Below are 20,634 nucleotides of genomic sequence, written 5' to 3'. Positions count from 1 at the left end.
CGTCACCGGGGCGGGACAGTGCCCCGCCATCTCTCCGTGGGGGGACCCTTCCACCATGTTCCGGGCCTTGATCTATCTCCTGCCGCTGGCGCTGACGATCTACGCGTTCATCGACTGTCTGAACACCCCGGAGGACGAGGCCAAGCACCTGCCGAAGATCGCCTGGGTCTTCATCATCCTGCTCTTCTGGATCGTCGGCCCGATCGTGTGGCTGGCCGCCGGCAAGCTGCGCCAGGTGCCCGCCGGAGGCCGTACACCCTCCGAATGGCACCGCAATCACCGCCACGAGTGGGTGGCGCCGGACGACAATCCGGATTTCCTGAAGGCCCTCAAGGAAGAGAACAAGAAGGACGAGTCGCTCCTCAAGGACTGGGAGGCCGATCTGCGCCGCCGCGAGGAGGAGCTCAAGCGCCGGGAGAGCGGGGCCGGTCCCGAGGAGTCCGCTCCACCCGCCTCGTAGCGCAAAGGCTCACGGATACAGCAGCTGCCCGGCCGTTCGAGCAGGGGCAGGCGTGCTGTCCGCTCCTGCGGGGCCGGGCGCTTCGAGGGCCGCGTGCACCACGCGCATGAGCGGCGGTCCGGGAACAGCGACCACCCGGGGCGCCGCCCCCGCGCACCGACCACCAGGACAGGACGCGCATGAACGACAGGGCCATGCTCGCCACCGCCCTCGCGGAGGCCCGCGCCGGCCTCGCCGAGGGCGGCATCCCCATCGGCGCGGCCCTCTACGCCGCGGACGGCACGCTCCTCGGCCGGGGCCACAACCGCCGCGTGCAGGACGGAGATCCGTCCACGCACGCGGAGACCGCCGCCTTCCGCGCGGCCGGCCGGCAGCGTTCGTACCGCGGCACGACCATGGTCACCACGCTCTCGCCCTGCTGGTACTGCAGCGGCCTGGTCCGCCAGTTCGGCATCTCCCGGGTGGTCATCGGCGAGGCCGCCACCTTCCACGGCGGCCACGACTGGCTGGCCGAGCACGGCGTCCAGGTCGCGCTGCTCGACGACCCCGAATGCATCGCCCTGATGCGGGAGTTCATCCGCGACCACCCCGACCTCTGGAACGAGGACATCGGCACCGAATAGCGTTCGAAAATCCTCACTCCCCTCCAACGCCCGCCCGATATCCTGATGTTGACGGTGTGGCGGTTCGGGCAGGCGTCGGCACTGGGGGGTGCTGTGGACAGAGAACTGTACGGACGCGAGGCGATCTTCGGCAACGACGGACTTGCGGCGCGTCTGAAACAGGTCTCACCCCCTACGGCTCCGCCAGGGCCGCGTACGAGCACCGCGACGATCCACCCGTCGTCGTGCTGACCGGCGGGCGCGGCATGGGCAAGACCGCGGTGCTCAAGCAGTTACGGCATGTGTACCGGGAGATCACCCCGGTCGCCCTGGCCGACTGCGAGGCCGTCACCCCGCCCGAGGATCCCGGTCCCGGCTGGACGCCCGTCATCGGTGCGCTGCCCGATCTCGTCGCCCAGTTCGCGGCCCGGGTGCGGGCCGCGCCCTCGGTGCAGTTCCCGCGGGTGAAGGCGTCGCTGCGGGTGTCGGGGGCCGGCGGCTGGATCTGTCTGGACAACCACGGCAACCCGTACAACAAGGCGGTGCCGGTGGTGGAACTGGCGCCCGGGTCCGTCTCCCAGCGGTTCGTGGCGATCGCCTGGCCGGAGGGGAAGCCCCCGGCTCAGAACTGCTTGCCACCGTCCTCCGCACCGTAGCTCTCGCGCAGTTCCCGCCATCGGGTCAGGGTCCACCGTGACCAGTCGACGGGGTGCCCGTCCAGGGCGTCCACCAGGTACTCGAAGTGGTTGTGCCAGCCCGCGAGGCAGTCCAGCCGCAGCGCGTCGTCGCCGTGGAACTCGTTGCTGAAGCGCAGGAGCACGTGGTCGCCGCGCGGCGGCTCCAGGTGGAAGCGGATCCGGCCGTGCACCCCTTCGAGGGTGTATTCGGCGACGCGCTCGACGTCCCAGGCGGTGACGGTGCCGGAAGCGACCGTGGCGTTCCCGTCCGGGTCGGTATTGAGCCAGCGCAATGTGATCGCCCCGCCGATGCGCGGCTCGAACGGGTCGGCGGCGGCGAGCCAGCCCCGCAGCCCCTCGGAACTGGCAACGGCTGCCCACACCCGTGGGACGGGGTGGGGCAGCCGGAGCGTGAACCGCAGGAGGTGGTGGTCACCGTGGGTCTCGGCGGTACCACGTTCGATAACGGGGAGTGCATCGGTCATGGTTCCAGCGTGGCCCGGTGGGGCGCGTTCCGCACCCGTACGCAGGAACGGTTCAGACGCCGGCGTACGAGTGCTTGCCGGTGACGAAGATGTTCACGCCGTAGTAGTTGAAGAGCCAGCAGCCGAACGCGATCAGCGCCAGGTAGGCGGCCTTGCGGCCCTTCCAGCCTGCGGTGGCGCGGGCGTGCAGGTAGCAGGCGTACGCGACCCAGGTGATGAAGGACCAGACCTCCTTGGGGTCCCAGCCCCAGTAGCGGCCCCAGGCGTCGCCCGCCCAGATCGCGCCGGCGATGATCGTGAACGTCCAGAGCGGGAAAACGGCGGCGTTGATGCGGTACGAGAACTTGTCGAGGGTCGCCGCGGCGGGCAGCCGGGACAGCACGGACTGGGCGAAGGAGCCGGGCTCGGTGCCGTTCGCCAGCTTGCTCTCGTAGCTGTCGCGGAACAGGTAGAGCAGCGTAGCGACCGCGCCGATGTAGAAGACGGCGCCGCAGATGATGGCGGTGGAGACGTGGATCCACAGCCAGTACGAGTGCAGTGCGGGCACCAGCTGGTCGCTGGAGGTGTAGAGCACGGTGGTCGCGATGCCGAGATCCAGCAGGACGGTGGTGACCAGCAGCAGGCCCATCCAGCGGACGTTCTTCTTCAGCGCCATCAGGATCAGGTACGCGGCGACGGCCACCGTGGAGAAGGTGATCGAGAACTCGTACATGTTGCCCCAGGGGGCACGCTGCACGGACATCGCACGGGCGATGACACCGCTGGCCTGGACGAGGAAGGCGACGACGGTCATGGAGACCGCGATCCGCCCGTACAGGTCGCCCTTGAACGTGCCACCGGCGGCGCCGGGGCCGTCCGGGACGTCCCGCGAGCCGGCGGCGGACCTCGTGATGATCTTCGGCCGGTCCAGTACGGCGGTGGCGCCGCCCTTCTGCGCGACCTGGACCCGGATCTTTGCCGAGGAGGCGGCGGCCCCGTCCCCGGTCAGCGCTGCGGCGGTGCGGCCGACCTTGCTGCGACTGCCGAACACCCACTCCGCGATGTGCGCGAAGAAGGCCAGGGTGTAGACGGCCATCGACGAATAGATCAGCACATTGCTGGTGTGTGCCAGATTCTCGTTGGTTGCGGCGGCGAGATTCACTTCTCAGCCCCTTCGGCAGGTTCTTCGGAAAGTGCTTCGGCAGATGCGTCGTCGGGCGCGGTGGGCGCCATGTCATGGAGTGTGACCGCGAGATCGGCCAGCTCCTCGGGAAGCTTCGCGGACTCGCTGCGGCCCAGCCCCGCCATCTCCACGACGGTGACACCGTCCGCTCCCCGTACAGCCCGGACCCAGACCCGGCGCCGCTGGATGAACAGCGAACCGGCCAGACCGGCGATGGCCCCGATGGCTCCGGTGAGCGCCCAGCCGCTGGCGGGCTGCTGCGAGATCTGGAAGCTGGCCCACTGCTCGATGCCTTCGAAGGTGATCGATCCGGCGCCGTCCGGCAGCTTCATCGTCTCGCCGGGCAGCAGCCGCTGCTTCAGCTTGTCGCCCTTGCTGTCCTTGAACGCCTCCATCTTCGAGGTGTTCAGCTGGTACACGTTCTGCGGCAGTCCGGAGTCGACACCGAGGCTGCCGTGGTACCCGTTGAGGGCCAGTACCGGGAAGTCCGCGGCCGGGAACTGGGAGAACATCGTCCCCTTGCCGTTGCCCGCGAACGTCGGCACGAAGAACGCCTGGAAACCCAGCTGGTCCCTCTTGCCGGTCCCGTCCTTGTAACCGTCCATCACCTTGATCGCACCGGTCGAGGTGACATTCGAGTCGATCGGCAGCAGCGGCACGGCGGCCTTGTAGACCTCCTTGCCCCTGCCGTCCTTGACGGAGACGACCGGGGCGTAGCCGTGCCCGATCAGATAGACCTTGGAGCCGTCGACCACCAGCGGCTCGTTGACCTTGATGACCGCCTTCTTCGGCTTGCCGTACGCACCCTCGGAGTACGTGATGTGGGCCTCGTACTTGCGGGGCGTGCCGATCTGCGGGCCCTTGCGCTCGTACGTGCCGACGAACTTGTCGAGGGTGAAGCTGAACGGGGCGAGCGAGTCGGTGTCGTACAGCGAACCGGACTTGAAGTCGTCGTACTGCGTCAGCGTGTTGGAGAAGCCGTCGCCCTGGACGATCAGCTTGCCGCCCTCGGACTTGAAGAGCTGCCCGGTGGCGAAGGCCACCAGCATGACGATCAGCGCGATGTGGAACACCAGGTTCCCGGCCTCGCGCAGATAGCCCTTCTCCGCAGCGACCGCATCGCCGTCCACGTGCGCCCGGAAGCGCCGCTTGCGCATCATCGCGAGCGCGACCTCGCGGACCTGCTCGGGTTCGGCGTCGGTGCGCCACGTCGTGTAGGCGGGCAGTCGGGTCAGCCTCTTGGGGGCGCCCGGCGGCCGGCTGCGCAACTGGCCGACGAACTGGCCGGTGCGCGGCACGATGCAGCCGATGAGGGAGATGAACAGCAGGATGTAGATCGCGGAGAACCACACCGAGCTGTAGACGTCGAAGAACTGGAGCTTCTCGTAGATCGGCGTGACCGTGGTGTGGGCTTCCTTGAAGGTCTGCACCTTCAGCTCGTCCACGCTGTTCTGCGGGATCAGCGAGCCGGGGATGGCCCCGAGCGAGAGCAGGAAGAGCAGGATCAGCGCGACCCGCATCGAGGTGAGCTGGCGCCAGAACCAGCGCACCCAGCCGATGACGCCCATGGCGGGCAGCGTGGCGAGGGCCTCTTCGCGCGGGGCGGTGGAGAGCTGCGAGCCGGCCGCGCCGAGTTCGGCCGCGTTCTCCCGCTCCTGCCGGCCCTCGCGCTCACGCTCGTTCGCGCGCTCTTCGGCCGCGTTGGTCTTGGTGTTGCTCATGGAACTCAGATCCCCACCGTGAAGCCGTTGGACCAGCCCTGCAATTCCTGCATCATGCTGCTCCACACACCGGTCAGCAGGAGCAGTCCGGTCGCGATCATCATGACGCCGCCGATCCGCATGACCCATGCGTAGTGGCGCTTGACCCAGCCGAACGCGCCGAGCGCCTTACGGAAGGCGACCGCGGCGAGCACGAAGGGCACACCGAGCCCGAGGCAGTAGGCGATGGTCAGTATCGCCCCGCGTCCGGCGGTGCCCTGGTCCATCGCGAGGATGCTCACCGAGCTGAGCGTCGGGCCGAGGCACGGGGTCCAGCCGATCCCGAAGAGGGCGCCCAGCAGCGGTGCCCCCGCCAGCCCGGTCACCGGCCTCCTGTGGATACGGAATTCGCGCTGGGTCATCCACGGCATCAGGCCCATGAAGAAGATCCCCATCAGGATCATCAGCACACCGAGGACCTTGGAGAGCGTGGTGCTGTGCTCCTGGAGCGTCTGGCCGAAGAAGCCGAAGAGCGCGCCGCCGGAGACGAACACGGCGGTGAAGCCGAGCACGAAGAGCGAGGCTCCCGCGACCATGCGCCCCCGCCTGGCCTGCGCCAGATCGGTGCCGCTGACGCCGGTGACGTACGAGAGATAGCCGGGCACGAGAGGCAGGACGCACGGCGAGAAGAACGAGACGAGCCCGCCGAGTACGGCAATGGGCAGGGCGACGAACAGCGCCCCGTTCATCACGGTCTCGTTCTGCCCCGGAAGTGCGGCAAGGGTGAGCACGGAATCACTTCTCCGCGATCAGCGGGTCGATCATCTTGTGGAGCTTGACGTCGTCGAGGGCGACGAGGGTGCGGGCCGCGATCTTCCCGTCCCGGTCGATGACCACGGTCGAAGGAATGGCCTGCGGGTTCAGCGTGCCCTTGGGGAAGCGCAGGATGAGCTTCCCGATCGGGTCGAAGAAGCTCGGGTAGGTGATGCTGTTGTCCTTCTCGAAGTTCACCGCCGGGCCCTTCTCCGCGTCCCGGGTGTTGATCCCGATGAACTGGACACCCTGGCTCGCGGTCTCCTTCGACACCTTCGCGAAGTGCTTGGCCTCCAGCCGACAGGGGCCGCACCACGAGCCCCATACGTTCAGCACGACGACCTTGCCCTTGTAGTCGGCGACGTCGAGGGGCTTGCCGTCCAGTGTCGTTCCGTCGAGCTTCGGCGCTTCCTGGCGGTCCGCCCTGGCCACGGTGGAGATTCCGCCACTGCCCGTGACGAAGTGCGAATTGCCGCCACCACCGGCCTTGTTGCCGTCGCCGCCGCAGGCGGTCAGGGTCAGCGCCAGTGCGGCGGCCGCTGCGGGGGCGGCGAGCAGGGTGAAGCGGCGTCGGGGTGCGCGGCCAGAGCTCATGTGAAAAGTTTCGCATGGCTGTTTCGGGGATCTTGCGCACCCCCCTCGGTGCCCGTAAAGCCCGTTGTCAGGCCCGTTTAAAGAAGGAGTTCCAGCCACCGTCGGGCGACTGGCCGACCTCCAGCGTACGGAGCTTCGCGAGCACGGCCGGATCCTGGACGTCGAGCCAGTCGACGAACTGCCGGAAGGAGACGAGCCGCACATCCGGCTTCCCCGCGATCCTTTTGAGGGTCTCCTCGGCCGCATCCATATAGATGCCGCCGTTCCACTCCTCGAAGTGGTTGCCGATGTAGAAGGGTGCGCGATTCGACCCGTACGCACGGTTGAATGCGCCGAGGTAGGACTGAGTGGCCTGGGTGCGCCATTCCGGATAGCGCGACGGCATTCCCCGGGTGGTGTTCTGTGACTGGTTCGCGAGGATGTTGTAGTCCATCGACAGCACTTCGAAGGTGTGCCCGGGGAACGGCATGCCCTGCAGCGGAAGATCCCATATGCCCTGGCGCTTCGCGGGCCAGATCTGGGTGCCGCCGGGCGAGCTCGCGTCGTAGCGCCAGCCCAGTCGGCGCGCGGTGGGCAGCAGATTGTCCTGGCCGAGCAGACAGGGGGTGCGGCCGCCGACGAGTTCCTTGCGGTAGTCGAAGGGCAGCGGGTCGAGATCGGTCCAGCCGGTGTTGGTGCGCCATTCGGTGACGAAGGAGACGGCCTGATCGATTTCGCTCCGCCACTGATCGGCCGTCCAGTTGGCGACCGATCCGGACCCGGCACAGAAGTGCCCGTTGAAGTGCGTGCCGATCTCATGGCCTTCGAGCCAGGCACGACGGACGTTCTTCAGCGTCTCCCTTATGTGACCGTCGGTGAGATAGCCGATGTCGGAGGCGCCGATTTCGTTGTTCGGCGGCCGGTACCGGAATTTCTTCGACTCGGGCAGCAGATAGAGCCCGGAGAGGAAGAAGGTCATCGCCGCGTCGTGCTCCTTGGCGAGTTCGAGAAAACGCGGAAAGAGCCCTGTGCCGAGCTCGCCCGCCCCGTCCCAGGAAAAGATCACGAACTGCGGCGGGGTCTGTCCGGGTTCGAGCGGGACCGGCGCGGAAGGCTGGTGCGGCTGCTTCCCGGTGTCCGCGGTGGAACCGTCACCGATCTCCCCGGCGTCCTTCTCCTCGCCGCCCTTGGCTTTCCCGTCCGCCCCCGCGTCCCCCCTGCCAGGGCCTGGCCGCCCCGTTGTGGAGCGGTCCGACGAGCTGCAGCCCGCCATCCCGATTGCAGCCGCAGCCCCAAGTCCCGCTCCGAGCAAACTTCTTCGGCTGATGTCGCGCATGGCGTCCCCATCTGCGGTCGTTTCGACTCAAGTCCATACAAACTGGCGAAGGCTTAGATGGACGAAACGACGCGACGGTTCCGCCGATTATCACAAGTTTCTTTACGTGACCAGACCCCGCTCTTGACCTGACCTTGCTCCTGACCCGAACGCACCACGGGCCCCGGCCGACACATCGGCAGGGGCCCGTGCGGGTCGAGAAGTCCCGGCTACGCGCCGAACGCCTTGGACTTCCCCTTCACCGGCTTCGCACCGGCCAGCAGGTGCGCAGGAACCAGATCGCGGGCCGGCTCGGTGTAGCCGACCGAGACGATCTTGTCGCCCTGGTACGTGAAGCTGGTCAGCGAGGCCAGCGTGCACTGCCGCTTGCGCGGGTCGTGCCAGAGCCGCCGTCGCTCGACGAAGCTCCGGACGATCCAGATCGGCAGCTGGTGGCTGACGCAGACCGCCTCGTGCCCGCGGGCCGCGTCGCGCGCGGCGTCGAGGGCGCCCATCATCCGTACGACCTGCTCGATGTACGGCTCACCCCAGGACGGGCGGAAGGGGTTGGTGAGGTGCTTCCAGTTGTCCGGCTTGCGCAGCGCACCGTCGCCGACCCCGAAGGTCTTGCCCTCGAAGACATTGGCCGCCTCGATCAGCCGCTCGTCGGTGGCCAGGTCCACGCCGTGCGACTTGGCGATCGGCGTCGCCGTCTCCTGGGCGCGCTCCAGCGGGGAGGCGACGACATGGGTGATGTCGCGCTTCCCCAGGTGCTCGGCCACCCGGTCGGCCATCTGCCGGCCGAGCTCGGAGAGGTGGTAGCCGGGACGGCGTCCGTAGAGCACGCCCTCGGGGTTGTGCACCTCCCCGTGCCGCATCAGATGGACGACCGTGATGTCCTTGCGCGCAGTGTCTGCGGAGCTGCTACTGCTGGTCTCGCTCATGCGGTGGCCTCCGAGGCTGCGCGGGCAGCGGCGGGCAGGGCGGCGGCGATCCGCTCGACGGCCTGCGTGTCGTGGGCCGTGGAGACGAACCAGGACTCGAACGCGGACGGGGGCAGATAGACACCCTGCGACAGCATCGAGTGGAAGAAGGCGGTGAAGCGGAAAGCTTCCTGCTTCTTGGCGTCCTCGTAGTTACGCACCGGCTGGTCCGTGAAGAACACGGAGAACATGTTGCTCGCCGCGGACACCGTGTGCGCGACGCCCTCCTTGGTGAACGCCTCGCTCACCAGGGACCGGATCTCCGCGGAGACCGCGTCGACCTTCGCGTACGCCGCGTCGTCGAGCAGCCGCAGCTGGGCGAGACCGGCGGCGGTGGCGATCGGGTTTCCGGAGAGGGTGCCCGCCTGGTAGACGGGGCCGACCGGGGCGAGGTGCGCCATCACATCGGCGCGCCCGCCGAAGGCCGCGGCCGGGAAGCCCCCGCCCATGACCTTGCCGAAGGTCATCAGGTCGGGCCGCACGCCGTCGATGCCGAACCAGCCGGCCCGCGAGGTACGGAATCCGGTCATGACCTCGTCGGAGATGTACAGCGCACCGCCCTCGGCGCAGAGCTCCTTGAGTCCGGCGTTGAAACCGTCCAGCGGCGGCACCACGCCCATGTTGCCGGGCGAGGCCTCGGTGATCACACAGGCGATCTCACCGGGGTGCGCGGCGAACGCGGCCCGCACGGCCTCCAGGTCGTTGTACGGCAGCACGATCGTGTCGCCGGCCTGCGCGCCGGTGACGCCCGGGGTGTCCGGCAGACCGAAGGTCGCGACCCCGGACCCGGCGGCGGCAAGCAGCGCGTCGACGTGCCCGTGGTAGCAGCCGGCGAACTTCACGACCTTCGCCCGGCCGGTGAACCCGCGGGCCAGCCGGATCGCGGACATGGTCGCCTCGGTGCCGGAGGACACCAGCCGCACCTGCTCCACGGGCTCGATCCGGGCCACGATCTCCTCGGCGAGCGCGACCTCGCCCTCACCGGGCGTACCGAACGAGGTGCCGCGGGCGACAGCCTCCTGGACTGCGGCGATGACCTCGGGGTGGGAGTGGCCGAGGATCATCGGCCCCCACGAGCACACGAGGTCGACGTACTCACGGCCGTCGGCATCGGTGAGGTACGGACCGGTACCGGACACCATGAAGCGGGGCGTACCGCCCACGGCCCGGAAGGCACGTACGGGAGAGTTCACGCCACCGGGCGTCACGAGGGACGCGCGGTCGAAAAGCGTCTGCGAAACTGGGGCTTCGTATGAATACGGCACTTTGGTCCTGATCTGCGATTCGGAAGGTCGGGGGGCCGGGCCGGAAATCCGGCCGCCAATGAGCAGGAAGCGTGATCTCCTCGTATGACGAAAGGACGTCAGCCCTCTCTCGTCTGCAAAACTGGGGCGTCAAAGGGAAAGCTCACACAAGCCATGGTGTCAGAGCCTCCGGCGGTCTTGCGGACAGGTGTTTCACACCACGCCCGTGGGGGAGGTCACTGGCACGATGATCGGTTTGCGCGGCGGAGGCTGTGTCTCCTAAGTAGTAGTCGGATGGATGAGATATGCATCGCGGTGGCGAAGTGGGCGAAGGGACCGACGACCTGGGGCCCGAGCCTGCCCGCCGAGGTCGGCACCGGCGTGAGGCCGAGCGTCGGCAGGGCATTCAGGCCGGCAGTGCGCAGTCCGGAAGCGGGAGTGGTGGCCGGGTGGGGGTGACCTACAAATATTTCGGGGCCCCCGACGGGGCCACGGCCGCGCGGGTGCCCATTTCCATGCGCCCCGAGGAGCTCGGTGGCGACGAGCTGGGCATGGGCGGCATGTTCACCAAGATCAAACCGGAGACGGTGGCGGCCATGGTCCTCACCGGCATCCAGGGCATACCCCTGCACAAGGTCCCCCCGCTGGAACTGGTCGTCCTGCACCCGGACTACGCCGTGGTCAAACTCCCCATGACGGTCGTCGACCCGCTGCGCGGCGTCGGCGAGGAGTCGGTCGGCGCCGCAGCCTTCATCTGGTCCACGGTCCCGGACCGCGGCGGCCCGCGCGACGCGTTCAACGTCTACCAACTGCTGCACGAGTGGCAGGATTTCAGCCATCGTCTGCATGACGCGGGGCATCAGGCGTACTGCCTGGTCTGGCCCTGAGCCGGCGTTCCCGCACATCCCGACCGCCCCGAGCCGGTCCCGACCCCACCCCGTAGCCCGGCCGTCACCCATGGGCTCTACGGTTCTCCCCTGTTCTGGTGCACGCCGCAGGCTGCACGTTCGGGAGGGGAACCATGATCACCAGCGCCGTAACCGCGCGTCTTGTCGCCACCTTCACCGCGCCCCTGGACCGGGAGCGCGACGCCGCGTACGCCCCGTCCGTTCTGCGGTGGCCGGACCGGCGTCTGCTGATACAGCGGGGCGATGCCGAGGCGGTCGCCGTCGGGCTGGACGCCGGGTCCGTCCCGCGGACCCGCTTCCCGGCGCCGTGGCCGCGCCGTTTCGGTACGTTCACGGTGGCGCCGGGCGGGGATCTCGCGGTCTTCTCGGGGGTGCATGCGGTGCGCGCCGTCGATCCGGCGGGCGTGGTGCGCTGGGAGGTGCGGCACGGCTGCTGGGAGGGCGGCTGCCGCGTCCTGCACGAGTCGTACGAGGAGTATGCGGACGACAAGGCGCACCTGTACGCGGACAGCGGCTCGGCAGTGTTCTCGGCGGACGGGTCGCTCGTGTGGGCCCATGTCCGCGGCCCCGTCGCCTCGGCCGGCCCGGATCCGGAGGCGCTCGACGAGTGGCTGGTCATCGATGCCGCCGACGGGCGGGTGCTGGGCCGGGCGGACGCGGAGACCGTGGCCGCGGGCTCGGAGCACGTACCGCACCCGGATCCGGCACAGATGGGGCTGAGCGTCGGCGAGGGCCAGGACGGGGCACCGCTGCTGTGGGGGCGGTGGGACGGGGTGGAGCTCTCCGTGGAGCAGTTCGGCGAGCAGGAGCGGATCCTGACGTCGGTGAGCCCCACCGGTGAGTACTTCCTGACCGTGGCCCACGACCTGGACTCGCTCGCCCTGCACCGGGTCGCGGACGGCGAGGTGGTGGCCGAACTGCATACGGAGGACGCCGTGCCCCGTCATCCCGACGCGGATCCGGACGACTGTGAGGCCGACGAGGTGATGTGGGACTACGAGTGCGGCTTCCTGGACCGGGAGACCGCGATCACCAGTACGGACCAGGAGGGGGAGTTCGGCCCGGTCCGGCACTGGCTGCTGGAGACGGCGGGAATGCGGCCGGTTGGGCAGATCGCGTACCCCTTCCGGGTCTGCGGCACGCCCACGGCGCTCGGCGACGGCACCTGGTACACGGTGTCCAGGGACGGGGATGCCCTGCACGTATGGACTCCGGACAACCGGAGGGTGTCCGGTTGACGCCCACATCAGGCCATTCATTGGCCGAAGAATGATCTTCAGCCCGCCTGCCGGACATGCCGATGCAGCCCATATGACCCACGTGGTCGTGTACGGGGCATCGACATCGAGGAGACCTGCCATGGGTGACACGCTGCTGGCCCTGTCCATCCCTCTGCTGGTCTTCGCCGGGGGGATCTACGCAGGGTGCGAGAACTGGTGGCGGCGCCGGCACCCGGCGCCGCCGTCGCCGTACACCCATCAGGCGGCCCGCCTCGCCGAGCGCGAGACGGCCGAGGCGGCGAAGGAGATCGTCGACGAGGCGTACGCGACGCTCGGTGCGTTCTACGGCGCCGCGGGAGCGCCGGAACCGGCCGAGCAGAGGCCGACGCCGGCGGAAACCGTCGGCGCCGCGAGCGCCCCGGGCGTCCCCGGGGTCACGCCCGGGGCGGCTGCCAGCCCGGGTCGCGGCCGGTCATACCCAGCATCCGCTCAAAGGGGCTAGCACTGTCCGGCACGGGAAAGGGTTCGCCGTACACCTTCGCCTTCCGCGCGTTCGGCGCCATGTCGGCGACACCGGGCCCCAGTTCGCGCACCACGGCCTCGTCCGGAACGAATTCCTGCCCGGTGGCGCGCGCCAGGTCCCACGCGTGCACGGTCAGATCGCCAAGCACCATCTGCGCGACGGTTCTGGCGGGGAACCCCATGGAACCCGCGGTCCCCTCGTCCGCACCCGGCGCACCCCACGCCGCCACCAGCTCGGCCGTCTCGTCGCCGAAACGGCTGCGCCAGTCGCCGGTGACCGCGGTCGGCTTCGCGCCGAAGTCCGGCTCCTCCCTGGCCGCCAGGGCCTGGAAGTTGACGACCACCTGGAAGAGGTGGTCGACCAGGGCCCGCACGTCGTACTCCGTGCATGGCGTGGGGTCGCCCAGCTGGCCGTCGTCGATCCCGCGCACCACAGGAATCGCCCGCTCCGCGGCCACGTCCAGCAATTCACTGATCTTCTTCATACTTCAACCGTGCATCCCGCAATCGCCCGCTTCCCGAAGAAACGCGGCACGGATGACTCGAACTTTTGTGCGGCATAGGATCGCCGCCATGTCAGGTCCTCGACGCGACTACCGGGGCATCGTCGACGCCCACGAACTCTTCTCGCACGTGCACTTCCGCCGACGCGAGCCCGCCCCCAGGCTGCGGACGCAGGTGGCGAACTACTGGCTGATCGACTGGGACCTGCCGGAGCCGTACATCTCGCACGTGGTGCCGCACCCTTCGGTGAACCTGGTCTTCCAGCACTACGAGAGCACCGGCGAGCCCGCCTTCGCGGAGGTCGCGGGCATCGGGCTCCAGCTCTTCAGCCAGAAACTGGAGGGCCGGGGACGGGTCTGCGGGGTGAAGTTCCGACCGGGCGGCTTCCGGCCGTTCGCACCGGACCACCCGGTGTCGCGGTGGTCGGGCCGCCGGCTCATGGCGGACGAGGTCCTCGCCGTACCCGCGCCCGTGGCGGCCGTGCTGGACCCGGCCGAGGAAGACGCACGGGTCGCGGCACTGGACGCGTACCTGCGGGCGCTCGTCCCGGAACCCGACCCGCAGGCCGAGCGCGTGATGGCGCTGGTCGAGCGCGTCCGCACCGACCGCACGATCCGCCGCGTCGACGAACTCGCCCGCGCTGAAGGGCTGTCGGCGAGGTCGCTGCAGCGGCTCTTCGCCACCTATGTGGGCGTCGGCCCCAAGTGGGTCATCCTGCGCTACCGCATCCACGAGGCGCTGGAACGCGCCGAGACCGACCCCGAGGTGGACTGGGCCACGCTCGCGGCGGAACTCGGTTACAGCGACCAGGCGCACCTGGTCAGGGACTTCACGACGACGCTCGGAGTGCCGCCGGCGACACTCGCCGGGCGCTGATTGTCAGTGCCGCGCCCTACTGTTGGCGGATGGAGCACACTCCCCCGTCATCCGCGTCTCCCGTACGGATCGAGCCCTGGTCGGACGGCGACCTGGAGCTCCTGCGCCGTGTCAACGCGCCGGAACTGATGGATCATCTGGGTGGCCCCGAGTCGGAGGAGCAGCTCATGGTGCGCCACGGCCGCTATGTGGAGCTGAGCGCGGACCGCACGGGCAGGGGCAGGATGTTCCGGATCACCCTGGCCGACGGAAGCGGGGGCGAGGCCGTGGGGACGATCGGGTTCTGGGAGCGCACCTGGCAGGGCCAGGAGGTGTACGAGACGGGATGGGCCGTCCTCGCCGGCCACCAGGGGCGGGGCATCGCCACGGCCGCGACCAGGGCCGTCGTCGAGCAGGCGCGGGCCGAACGCAAGCACCGCTATCTGCACGCCTACCCGTCCGTCGACAACGGCGCGTCGAACGCGGTGTGCCGCAGGGCGGGCTTCATCCTGGTCGGCGAGTGCAACTTCGAGTACCCGCCCGGCCATGCGCTGCTGACGAACGACTGGCGACTGGACCTCACTCCGGAGCTCGGTTCCGGGCCCGGCCCCGGGCTCAGTCCGAATTCAGGGCCAGAGGCTTGCTGAAGCTGAACGCGACGATGTCCAGCCGCTCCCGCAGATAGAAGCGGTGGGCATCGGTGCGATGGGTGCCCGAGTCCAGACTCAGGTCCAGGCAGCCGGCCTCCCGGGCGCGCTGCTCCAGATACCCCAGCAGCCGGCGGCCGACACCGGTGGACCGGGCGTGCTCGGCGGTGACCAGATCGTCGACGTACAGCTTGCGGATCTGGCTGGTGTTGTCGACGATCCGCCATCCGGCCGCGCCCACGCATGCGCCGTCGCCGTCGTGTACGGCCGTGAAGCGGAGCCCCTGCGGGTACCCCTTGTCGTACACCTCGCGGAAGAGGTCCTCCGTCAGATGCGGACGGAGTTCGCGCAGCACGGGAAGAAGGTCCGTGGCCAGCCGGGGGTCGCCGGGTTCGAGGTCGGTGATCTTCATGCGGGAACTGTAGGCGCAGCCCCGGGGGGCTTGCGAGGGGGATCCGGCAACCATTCTCATGGTCGATGGCCCATCAACCACGAGAACCGCTTCACCGAGCGACGGGGGACCCGATGCTGCTGGCACACATCAGCGATCTGCATCTCGACGGAACGGCCCGTGCCACGGACCGCGCGAGCAGGGTGGTGAACTACCTCAACTCCCTGGCCCGGCAGCCGGACGCGGTCCTGGTCACCGGCGACATCGCGGACCACGGCGCACCCGAGGAGTACGCCGAGGCGGCCCGCCTGCTGGCCGCGCTGACCGCGCCCGCCCTCCCGTGCCCCGGCAATCATGACGACCGGTCCACGTACCGCAAGGTCCTGCTGGCCGACGAAGAGGGAGAGGGGGCGGGCGACGGCACCGCGCCCATCAACCGGCTGCACCACGTGGCCGGTTACGCCCTGCTGCTCTGCGACTCCACGATCCCCGGCGAGGACCCGGGCCGGTTCGACGACGAGACCCTGGAGTGGCTCGCGCGCACGCTCGACGAGCTGGGCGACACCCCGGCCATTCCGGCGTTCCACCACCCCCCGGCCGCCGTCCACCACCCGTACCTGGACTCGACGAACCTGACCAACGCGGCACGGTTCGCCCAACTCCTCGCCGAGCGCCCCGTCGACAACGTCCCGGCGATCCTGACCGGCCACGCCCACACCCCGATGGCATCGACCTTCGCCGGGCGGCCTCTGCTCGTGGCACCCGGAGTCGTGTCGACGCTGCGGCTGCCGTGGGAGAGCGGCGAGGGGCTGATCGATCCGGAGGCGCCGCCCGGGGTCGCCTTCCATGTCCTGGACGAGGGCGACCCGGGCGCGGGTGGCCGCATCACCACGCACTACCGCGTCGTGCCGTAACCGGCAGCGCTCAGCCCGGCGTCACCCGCGGGCCCGCCCAAAACGTTTGACGGGCGGGCCCCCTTCATGGATATTTATCTGCGCTGCGCAGCTTATGTGTTACGCACAAAATAACGGAAGGAGCTCACCCGTCATGCTCACTCTCGTCACCGGAAGTCGCGGCCGTGTCGGTTCCGCACTCGTTTCGCTCCTGCACCGCGGCGGCCACGCCGTGCGCGCCGCCTCCCGTGACCCCGCCCGGCTCGACCCGCCAGCCGGAGTACCGGCCGTGGCGTGCGATCTCACCGATCCCGCCACCTTCGCCCCCGCGCTGGACGGCGTCGGCTCCGTCTTCCTGTACGCCGAACCGGCCGGGATCGACTCGTTCCTCACCCGGGCGGAGGCAGCCGGAGTCCGGCACATCGTGCTGCTCTCCTCCAGCTCGGTACTCGGCCCGGACGCGCAGGAGAACCCGATCGCCCGCTCCCACCACGCGGTCGAGCAGGCGCTCGCCGCCTCGCCGCTCACCACGACTTTCCTGCGCCCGGGCGCTTTCGCGACCAACGCGTACCAGTGGTCCGCGGCGGTACGGAGTCACGGCGCCGTGGACCTGCCCTACCCGTGCAGCCACACCAGCCCGATCCATGAGGCGGACATCGCCGAGGCCGCCCTCGCGGTCCTCACCGAGCACCGGCTGCAGGGCGCGGCGTACCACCTGACCGGTCCCGAATCACTCACGGCCGCCGAACAGATCGGCCTGCTGGCGGCGGCCTCGGGGCGCCCCGTCAGGGTCAACACCGTGAGCCGGGCGGCCTGGAAGGAATCCGTGGTCCCGCACGTCCCCGAGGAGGTCGCCGAGGGACTGCTCAGTTACTGGGCATCCACGGACGGTTCACCGGCCGAGGTGACCGGCGAGACCGAGAAGCTGACCGGCCACCCGGCCCGTACGTTCGCCGCCTGGGCCGAGGAGCACGCGGACGCGTTCCGCGCCTGAGCCGGCCCACCCCCTGCTGCTGCGCCACGCCCATGAATTCCCTGGCTCACACAAACCGCCCGGTGGCATGCTGACGACGTGAACGGACCGGAGATCCACCTCGAAGTCGCCCCTGAACTGTGGCTCTTCGTTGCCCATGAACGCCGCAACGGCCGCACGTCAGTGACCACCGACGGAGCCTCGACGCTCGGCCATGTCGTGGAATCGCTCGGCGTCCCGCTCACCGAGGCCGGCCAACTGCTCGTGGACGGCCGCCCCGTCCCCGTCTCGCACATCCCGGGCGCGGGCGAACTGGTGGAGGTGCGCGCGGTGGCGCGACCCCAGCGCGTCGAGGGCGCGCCGCTGCGCTTCCTGCTCGACGTCCACCTCGGCACGCTCGCCCGGCGGCTGCGGCTGCTGGGCGTCGACGCCGCGTACGAGAGCGAGGACCTCGGCGACCCGGCGCTGGCCGCCCTGTCGGCGAAGGAGCAGCGGGTCCTTCTCTCCCGGGACCGGGGACTGCTGAGGCGGCGGGAGATCTGGGCGGGGGCGTACATCTACAGCGATCGTCCGGACGACCAGCTGCGGGACGTGCTGGAGCGGTTCACACCGGAGCTGGCCCCGTGGACCCGGTGCACGGCCTGCAACGGACCGCTGACCGACGCGGACAAGGAATCCGTCCGGGAGCAGCTGGAGCACGGCACACAGCAGTCGTACGACGTCTTCGCGCAGTGCACGGAGTGCGGTCGGGTGTACTGGCGCGGCGCCCACCACTCCCACCTGGAGACGATCGTCGCCGACGCGGTGCACGAGTTCGGCGCCCGGGATCAGACCGGCCCGGTCCGGTAGGGCCGTCCGGCGGGGCGCGGCCGGACACGATCCGCACGACACACCTGACGAATCGCCCTACGCCCCGCCCTGCGCCGCATCGAACTCCCCGCTCCGCAGCCGCGCGATCTGGCCCGCACCGAGCTCGACCGTCCGCCGCATATGAGCGATGAGGAGTGCCACCTCGTCGTCGTCGTACGCCTCGAACATCGCCGCCCAGTCCCGACTCAGCCTCTCCCAGACAGCGCCGAACTCCGCCATCCGCTCCGGCACGGTCGCGACGAGCACCCGCCGCCGGTCCGCCGTGTCGCGCTCGCGCGTCACATAGCCGGCCCGTTCCAGCCGGTCGACGAGCCGGGTCGCCGACCCGGTGGTGAGCCCCGTCAGCTCCGCGATACGTCCCGTGGTGACGGGTTCCGCTTCGAGGCTGAGCAGGTTGAGGCACTGCAGATCGGTGGGGTGGATCCGCAGATGGTCGGCGACGGCCTGATTGAAGAGGGCGTACGCGGCCATGTAGCGGCGCGACTCGGTGGACAGCTCGGCCAGCAGAGCACTGCGCCGGACCGGGGGCTTCTGCGGCATGCAGAGAGTGTACGAAGCAGACACTGCCCCTGCGTCATCCTCACGGGCCCGGACCACCGCACTCACTACGGCTGCTCGGCGGTCAGATAGCGCTGGACGGTGGGCGCGAGCCAGGCGATCACCTCGTCACGAGGCATCGAGACAGCGGGCGCGACGCGCAGGACATAGCGGGCGAGCGCCATCCCGAGGATCTGGGACGCGACGAGCGCCGCGCGGCGCGGGGCCTCGGCGGGGACCGGGCAGACACCGGCAGCTATCGGACCGAGCTGCTCCGCAAAGACGGCCCGCATGCGCTCGGCCCCCGCGTCATTGGTGACGCCGACCCTGAGCAGACCCGTCAGCACGTCGTCCTGCTCCCAGCGGTCCAGGAAGTGCGCGACCAGCACGGCCCCGATGTGCTTTCCGGGCAGCGCCCCGAGCTCCGGCACCCGCAGGTCGATCACGGACGCGGCCGCGAACAGCCCTTCCTTGTTGCCGTAGTAGCGCATCACCATCGACGGGTCGATGTTCGCGTCGCGCGCGATGGCCCGGATGGTGGCGCGCTCATAGCCATCCGCGGCGAACCGCTCACGGGCGGCTTCGAGGATCGCGGCCTTCGTCGCGTCGGAGCGGCGGGGGGCTCCGGGGGCTTTCGTCGTCATACCAACAATCGTAGGCCAACAGGTGTTGACACGCCAGCGGCGCCGGTTCTACATTTACCAACAAGCGTTGACCCACATCCGTTGGCCAACAATTGTTGGTATCGGATGACCGTTGGCAAACGGCTTCAGGAGGCCGCCATGACCAGCAAGCCCAGCACCCGCACGAACACCGACTCCACCCCCGACACCGTCGATGTACTCGTCGTGGGTGCGGGACCCACCGGCATGCTGCTCGCAGGCGACCTCGCCGCACGCGGCCTGTCGGTCACCGTCGTCGAGCGCCGCCCGCAGAGCACCAGCAACATGACGCGCGCCTTCGCCGTCCACGCCCGCACTCTCGAAGCGCTCGACACCCGCGGCCTTGCCGACGAGCTGGTCAAGACAGGCTCCGTCCTCACCGGGATGCGGCTCTTCGGCCGCCTCTCGCTCGACCTGTCCCGGCTCACGTCCCGCTTTCCCTTCCTGCTGATCACCCCGCAGTACGAGGTCGAAAGCCTGCTGAAGCGCCGCGCACTGTCCGCGGGCGTGGACTTCCGGTACGGCACGAGGCTGACGGACCTGCACCAGTCCGCCGACGCGGTCACTGCCGAGGTGGAGAGTGCCGACGGGACGCGGAGCACGCTCTCGGCCCGCTACGCCGTGGGCACCGACGGGGTGCGCAGCGCCGTGCGCGAGGCGCTCGGGCTCCCGTTCCCCGGCAAGTCCGTGATCCGCTCCATCGTCCTCGCCGATGTCCGGCTCACCGAAGCGCCCACCGGCCTCCTCACGGTCAACGGCGTGGGGGATGCCTTCGCGTTCATCGCCCCCTTCGGCGACGGCTGGTACCGGGTCATGGGCTGGGACCGCAAGCACCAGGCCGCCGACAGCGACCCCGTGGAGCTGGACGAACTGCGCGAGATCGCCCGGCTGGCCCTCGGCAGCGACCACGGCATGCACGACGCCCGCTGGATCTCGCGATTCCACAGCGATGAGCGCCAGGTGCCCACCTACCGCGTGGGCCGGGTCTTCCTCGCCGGAGACGCCGCCCACGTCCATTCCCCCGCGGGCGGGCAGGGCATGAACACCGGGCTGCAGGACGCCGCCAACCTCTCCTGGAAGCTCGCCGCCGTCCTGCGGGGAGAGTCGCGGGCCCCGGAGGCGCTCCTCGACAGCTACCACGCCGAGCGGCACCCGGTCGGCACCAAGGTGCTGCACAGCAGCGGTGCGATGGTCCGTCTCGCCATGGCCCGCACCCTGCCGCAGCGAGCGGTTCGCGCGACCGTCGCCGGCCTCCTGGCCAGGGTCCGGCCGGCCGGGGACAAGGCCATGGGCCTGATCTCCGGCATAGGCATCGCGTACCCGGCGCCGCGTGGCTCCCATCCCCTCACCGGCAAGCGGGCCCCGGACCTGGGACTGGCGGAGGGCCGCCTCCAGGAGCTGCTGCGCGACGGCGCGTTCGTCCTCGTGACTCCCGCCGACGCCCCCACACCGACGTCCCGGACGCCGCTGGTCCACGCCCACTGGACGAGCAACCGCGCGACCACGCTGCTCGTCCGCCCCGACGGCTATGTCGCCTGGGCGAGCGACCGGTCCGACCCGGCGGCGCTGCAGGCCGCTCTCACCCGATGACCACCGATCGACCCGGGCACCGTGCACCTCGCGCGTCCACGGCGCCCG

General features: G+C 69.7%; 23 protein-coding genes and 1 pseudogene. 12 read left to right on the top strand and 12 right to left on the bottom strand.

Features of this window, described 5'->3' with window-relative positions:
* The first annotated feature begins 55 nt into the window (after positions 1–55).
* The 3 genes and pseudogenes from OG972_RS23605 (at position 56) to OG972_RS49275 (ending at position 1,718) form a co-directional block, all read left to right on the top strand.
* The gene (locus tag OG972_RS23605; protein ID WP_266984542.1) at positions 56–460 is read left to right on the top strand and encodes a PLD nuclease N-terminal domain-containing protein; all 405 of its coding nucleotides are present in this window, start codon (positions 56–58) and stop codon (positions 458–460) included.
* Between the two features lie 179 nt (positions 461–639).
* Positions 640–1,083 carry a nucleoside deaminase gene (locus OG972_RS23600; protein ID WP_266984541.1) on the top strand — a complete coding sequence of 148 codons (444 nt, stop codon included), beginning with the start codon at positions 640–642 and terminating at the stop codon, positions 1,081–1,083.
* A 45-nt stretch (positions 1,084–1,128) separates the two neighbouring features.
* Positions 1,129–1,718: pseudogene (locus tag OG972_RS49275) on the top strand (ATP-binding protein).
* Here the strand turns inward: OG972_RS49275 and OG972_RS23590 are convergent.
* From OG972_RS23590 to hemL, 8 genes are all read right to left on the bottom strand, one after another.
* The gene (locus OG972_RS23590) at positions 1,685–2,224 is read right to left on the bottom strand and encodes an SRPBCC domain-containing protein (RefSeq protein WP_266984539.1); all 540 of its coding nucleotides are present in this window, start codon (positions 2,222–2,224) and stop codon (positions 1,685–1,687) included. The pseudogene OG972_RS49275 and the gene OG972_RS23590 overlap by 34 nt on opposite strands.
* Positions 2,225–2,276: 52 nt before the next feature.
* Positions 2,277–3,365, bottom strand: a complete 1,089-nt coding sequence (gene ccsB / locus OG972_RS23585; protein ID WP_266984537.1) for a c-type cytochrome biogenesis protein CcsB — start codon at positions 3,363–3,365, stop codon at positions 2,277–2,279.
* Positions 3,362–5,107 carry a cytochrome c biogenesis protein ResB gene (locus OG972_RS23580; RefSeq protein ID WP_266984535.1) on the bottom strand — a complete coding sequence of 582 codons (1,746 nt, stop codon included), beginning with the start codon at positions 5,105–5,107 and terminating at the stop codon, positions 3,362–3,364. The genes ccsB and OG972_RS23580 overlap by 4 nt, the downstream gene beginning before the upstream one ends.
* A 5-nt stretch (positions 5,108–5,112) precedes the next feature.
* Positions 5,113–5,835, bottom strand: coding sequence for a cytochrome c biogenesis CcdA family protein (locus OG972_RS23575; protein ID WP_266990676.1), 723 nt, complete (start codon positions 5,833–5,835; stop codon positions 5,113–5,115).
* A gap of 46 nt (positions 5,836–5,881) precedes the next feature.
* The gene (locus OG972_RS23570; protein ID WP_266984533.1) at positions 5,882–6,493 is read right to left on the bottom strand and encodes a TlpA disulfide reductase family protein; all 612 of its coding nucleotides are present in this window, start codon (positions 6,491–6,493) and stop codon (positions 5,882–5,884) included.
* 67 nt (positions 6,494–6,560) lie between these two features.
* Positions 6,561–7,808 (bottom strand): hypothetical protein, encoded by a 1,248-nt coding sequence (locus OG972_RS23565; RefSeq protein ID WP_266984532.1) that lies wholly within the window; start codon positions 7,806–7,808, stop codon positions 6,561–6,563.
* 209 nt (positions 7,809–8,017) lie between these two features.
* Positions 8,018–8,731: a histidine phosphatase family protein gene (locus tag OG972_RS23560; RefSeq protein ID WP_266984530.1), complete on the bottom strand. Its 714-nt coding sequence runs from the start codon at positions 8,729–8,731 to the stop codon at positions 8,018–8,020.
* Entirely contained in the window at positions 8,728–10,035 is a 1,308-nt protein-coding gene (gene hemL / locus OG972_RS23555) for a glutamate-1-semialdehyde 2,1-aminomutase (protein WP_266984528.1), read from the bottom strand. The genes OG972_RS23560 and hemL overlap by 4 nt, the downstream gene beginning before the upstream one ends.
* A gap of 284 nt (positions 10,036–10,319) precedes the next feature.
* On the opposite strand from hemL, the gene OG972_RS23550 reads away from it, so the two are divergent.
* The 3 genes from OG972_RS23550 (at position 10,320) to OG972_RS23540 (ending at position 12,644) form a co-directional block, all read left to right on the top strand.
* Positions 10,320–10,901, top strand: coding sequence for a hypothetical protein (locus OG972_RS23550; RefSeq protein WP_266984526.1), 582 nt, complete (start codon positions 10,320–10,322; stop codon positions 10,899–10,901).
* Between the two features lie 134 nt (positions 10,902–11,035).
* On the top strand, positions 11,036–12,160 hold the full coding sequence (locus OG972_RS23545; RefSeq protein WP_266984524.1) for a hypothetical protein: 1,125 nt from the start codon (positions 11,036–11,038) through the stop codon (positions 12,158–12,160).
* A 121-nt stretch (positions 12,161–12,281) separates the two neighbouring features.
* Positions 12,282–12,644 carry a hypothetical protein gene (locus OG972_RS23540; RefSeq protein WP_266984522.1) on the top strand — a complete coding sequence of 121 codons (363 nt, stop codon included), beginning with the start codon at positions 12,282–12,284 and terminating at the stop codon, positions 12,642–12,644.
* Here OG972_RS23540 and OG972_RS23535 read toward each other — a convergent pair.
* Complete coding sequence (locus OG972_RS23535; RefSeq protein WP_266984520.1) at positions 12,577–13,149, bottom strand: TIGR03086 family metal-binding protein; 573 nt, start codon at positions 13,147–13,149, stop codon at positions 12,577–12,579. The two genes, OG972_RS23540 and OG972_RS23535, sit on opposite strands and share 68 nt — an antisense overlap.
* A gap of 88 nt (positions 13,150–13,237) precedes the next feature.
* On the opposite strand from OG972_RS23535, the gene OG972_RS23530 reads away from it, so the two are divergent.
* Both OG972_RS23530 and OG972_RS23525 read left to right on the top strand, forming a co-directional pair.
* Positions 13,238–14,044 carry a helix-turn-helix domain-containing protein gene (locus OG972_RS23530; protein ID WP_323135891.1) on the top strand — a complete coding sequence of 269 codons (807 nt, stop codon included), beginning with the start codon at positions 13,238–13,240 and terminating at the stop codon, positions 14,042–14,044.
* A 29-nt stretch (positions 14,045–14,073) separates the two neighbouring features.
* Entirely contained in the window at positions 14,074–14,670 is a 597-nt protein-coding gene (locus OG972_RS23525) for a GNAT family N-acetyltransferase (protein WP_266984518.1), read from the top strand.
* Here the strand turns inward: OG972_RS23525 and OG972_RS23520 are convergent.
* On the bottom strand, positions 14,639–15,082 hold the full coding sequence (locus tag OG972_RS23520) for a GNAT family N-acetyltransferase (RefSeq protein WP_266984516.1): 444 nt from the start codon (positions 15,080–15,082) through the stop codon (positions 14,639–14,641). The two genes, OG972_RS23525 and OG972_RS23520, sit on opposite strands and share 32 nt — an antisense overlap.
* A 113-nt stretch (positions 15,083–15,195) precedes the next feature.
* On the opposite strand from OG972_RS23520, the gene OG972_RS23515 reads away from it, so the two are divergent.
* The 3 genes from OG972_RS23515 to OG972_RS23505 all read left to right on the top strand — a co-directional run bounded on the left by OG972_RS23515 (position 15,196) and on the right by OG972_RS23505 (position 17,776).
* Complete coding sequence (locus tag OG972_RS23515; protein ID WP_266984514.1) at positions 15,196–15,975, top strand: metallophosphoesterase; 780 nt, start codon at positions 15,196–15,198, stop codon at positions 15,973–15,975.
* 133 nt (positions 15,976–16,108) lie between these two features.
* A complete protein-coding gene (locus OG972_RS23510) occupies positions 16,109–16,948 on the top strand; it encodes an NAD(P)H-binding protein (protein WP_266984512.1) in 840 nt (279 codons plus the stop codon).
* A gap of 78 nt (positions 16,949–17,026) precedes the next feature.
* A complete protein-coding gene (locus tag OG972_RS23505; protein WP_266984510.1) occupies positions 17,027–17,776 on the top strand; it encodes a Mut7-C RNAse domain-containing protein in 750 nt (249 codons plus the stop codon).
* Between the two features lie 57 nt (positions 17,777–17,833).
* On the opposite strand, the gene OG972_RS23500 is transcribed toward OG972_RS23505, so the two are convergent.
* Entirely contained in the window at positions 17,834–18,337 is a 504-nt protein-coding gene (locus tag OG972_RS23500) for a MarR family winged helix-turn-helix transcriptional regulator (RefSeq protein ID WP_266984508.1), read from the bottom strand.
* A 65-nt stretch (positions 18,338–18,402) separates the two neighbouring features.
* Complete coding sequence (locus OG972_RS23495; protein ID WP_266984506.1) at positions 18,403–18,978, bottom strand: TetR/AcrR family transcriptional regulator; 576 nt, start codon at positions 18,976–18,978, stop codon at positions 18,403–18,405.
* A 138-nt stretch (positions 18,979–19,116) separates the two neighbouring features.
* On the opposite strand from OG972_RS23495, the gene OG972_RS23490 reads away from it, so the two are divergent.
* Positions 19,117–20,586, top strand: a complete 1,470-nt coding sequence (locus tag OG972_RS23490; protein ID WP_266984504.1) for an FAD-dependent oxidoreductase — start codon at positions 19,117–19,119, stop codon at positions 20,584–20,586.
* Positions 20,587–20,634: the final 48 nt, after the last annotated feature.

This window comes from Streptomyces sp. NBC_01669 (genome assembly GCF_026339735.1).
Classification (GTDB): Bacteria; Actinomycetota; Actinomycetes; order Streptomycetales; family Streptomycetaceae; genus Streptomyces; species Streptomyces yanii.
The sequence above is the reverse complement of the archived record's forward strand: the minus strand, read 5'-3'. Positions and strand labels throughout refer to the sequence as shown.

Bases quoted from the DNA above. Each gene is read 5' to 3' on its own strand.
- OG972_RS23510 (WP_266984512.1), top strand. From the start codon at position 16,109: ATGCTCACTCTCGTCACCGGAAGTCGCGGCCGTGTCGGTTCCGCACTC.
- OG972_RS23560 (WP_266984530.1), bottom strand. From the start codon at position 8,731: ATGAGCGAGACCAGCAGTAGCAGCTCCGCAGACACTGCGCGCAAGGAC.
- OG972_RS23600 (WP_266984541.1), top strand. From the start codon at position 640: ATGAACGACAGGGCCATGCTCGCCACCGCCCTCGCGGAGGCCCGCGCC.
- OG972_RS23515 (WP_266984514.1), top strand. From the start codon at position 15,196: ATGCTGCTGGCACACATCAGCGATCTGCATCTCGACGGAACGGCCCGT.
- OG972_RS23495 (WP_266984506.1), bottom strand. From the start codon at position 18,978: ATGACGACGAAAGCCCCCGGAGCCCCCCGCCGCTCCGACGCGACGAAG.
- OG972_RS23525 (WP_266984518.1), top strand. From the start codon at position 14,074: ATGGAGCACACTCCCCCGTCATCCGCGTCTCCCGTACGGATCGAGCCC.
- OG972_RS23565 (WP_266984532.1), bottom strand. From the start codon at position 7,808: ATGCGCGACATCAGCCGAAGAAGTTTGCTCGGAGCGGGACTTGGGGCT.
- OG972_RS23550 (WP_266984526.1), top strand. From the start codon at position 10,320: ATGCATCGCGGTGGCGAAGTGGGCGAAGGGACCGACGACCTGGGGCCC.
- OG972_RS23580 (WP_266984535.1), bottom strand. From the start codon at position 5,107: ATGAGCAACACCAAGACCAACGCGGCCGAAGAGCGCGCGAACGAGCGT.
- OG972_RS23605 (WP_266984542.1), top strand. From the start codon at position 56: ATGTTCCGGGCCTTGATCTATCTCCTGCCGCTGGCGCTGACGATCTAC.
- OG972_RS23530 (WP_323135891.1), top strand. From the start codon at position 13,238: ATGTCAGGTCCTCGACGCGACTACCGGGGCATCGTCGACGCCCACGAA.
- OG972_RS23500 (WP_266984508.1), bottom strand. From the start codon at position 18,337: ATGCCGCAGAAGCCCCCGGTCCGGCGCAGTGCTCTGCTGGCCGAGCTG.
- OG972_RS23545 (WP_266984524.1), top strand. From the start codon at position 11,036: ATGATCACCAGCGCCGTAACCGCGCGTCTTGTCGCCACCTTCACCGCG.
- OG972_RS23490 (WP_266984504.1), top strand. From the start codon at position 19,117: ATGACCAGCAAGCCCAGCACCCGCACGAACACCGACTCCACCCCCGAC.
- OG972_RS23540 (WP_266984522.1), top strand. From the start codon at position 12,282: ATGGGTGACACGCTGCTGGCCCTGTCCATCCCTCTGCTGGTCTTCGCC.
- OG972_RS23590 (WP_266984539.1), bottom strand. From the start codon at position 2,224: ATGACCGATGCACTCCCCGTTATCGAACGTGGTACCGCCGAGACCCAC.
- OG972_RS23535 (WP_266984520.1), bottom strand. From the start codon at position 13,149: ATGAAGAAGATCAGTGAATTGCTGGACGTGGCCGCGGAGCGGGCGATT.
- OG972_RS23570 (WP_266984533.1), bottom strand. From the start codon at position 6,493: ATGAGCTCTGGCCGCGCACCCCGACGCCGCTTCACCCTGCTCGCCGCC.
- OG972_RS23520 (WP_266984516.1), bottom strand. From the start codon at position 15,082: ATGAAGATCACCGACCTCGAACCCGGCGACCCCCGGCTGGCCACGGAC.
- OG972_RS23575 (WP_266990676.1), bottom strand. From the start codon at position 5,835: ATGAACGGGGCGCTGTTCGTCGCCCTGCCCATTGCCGTACTCGGCGGG.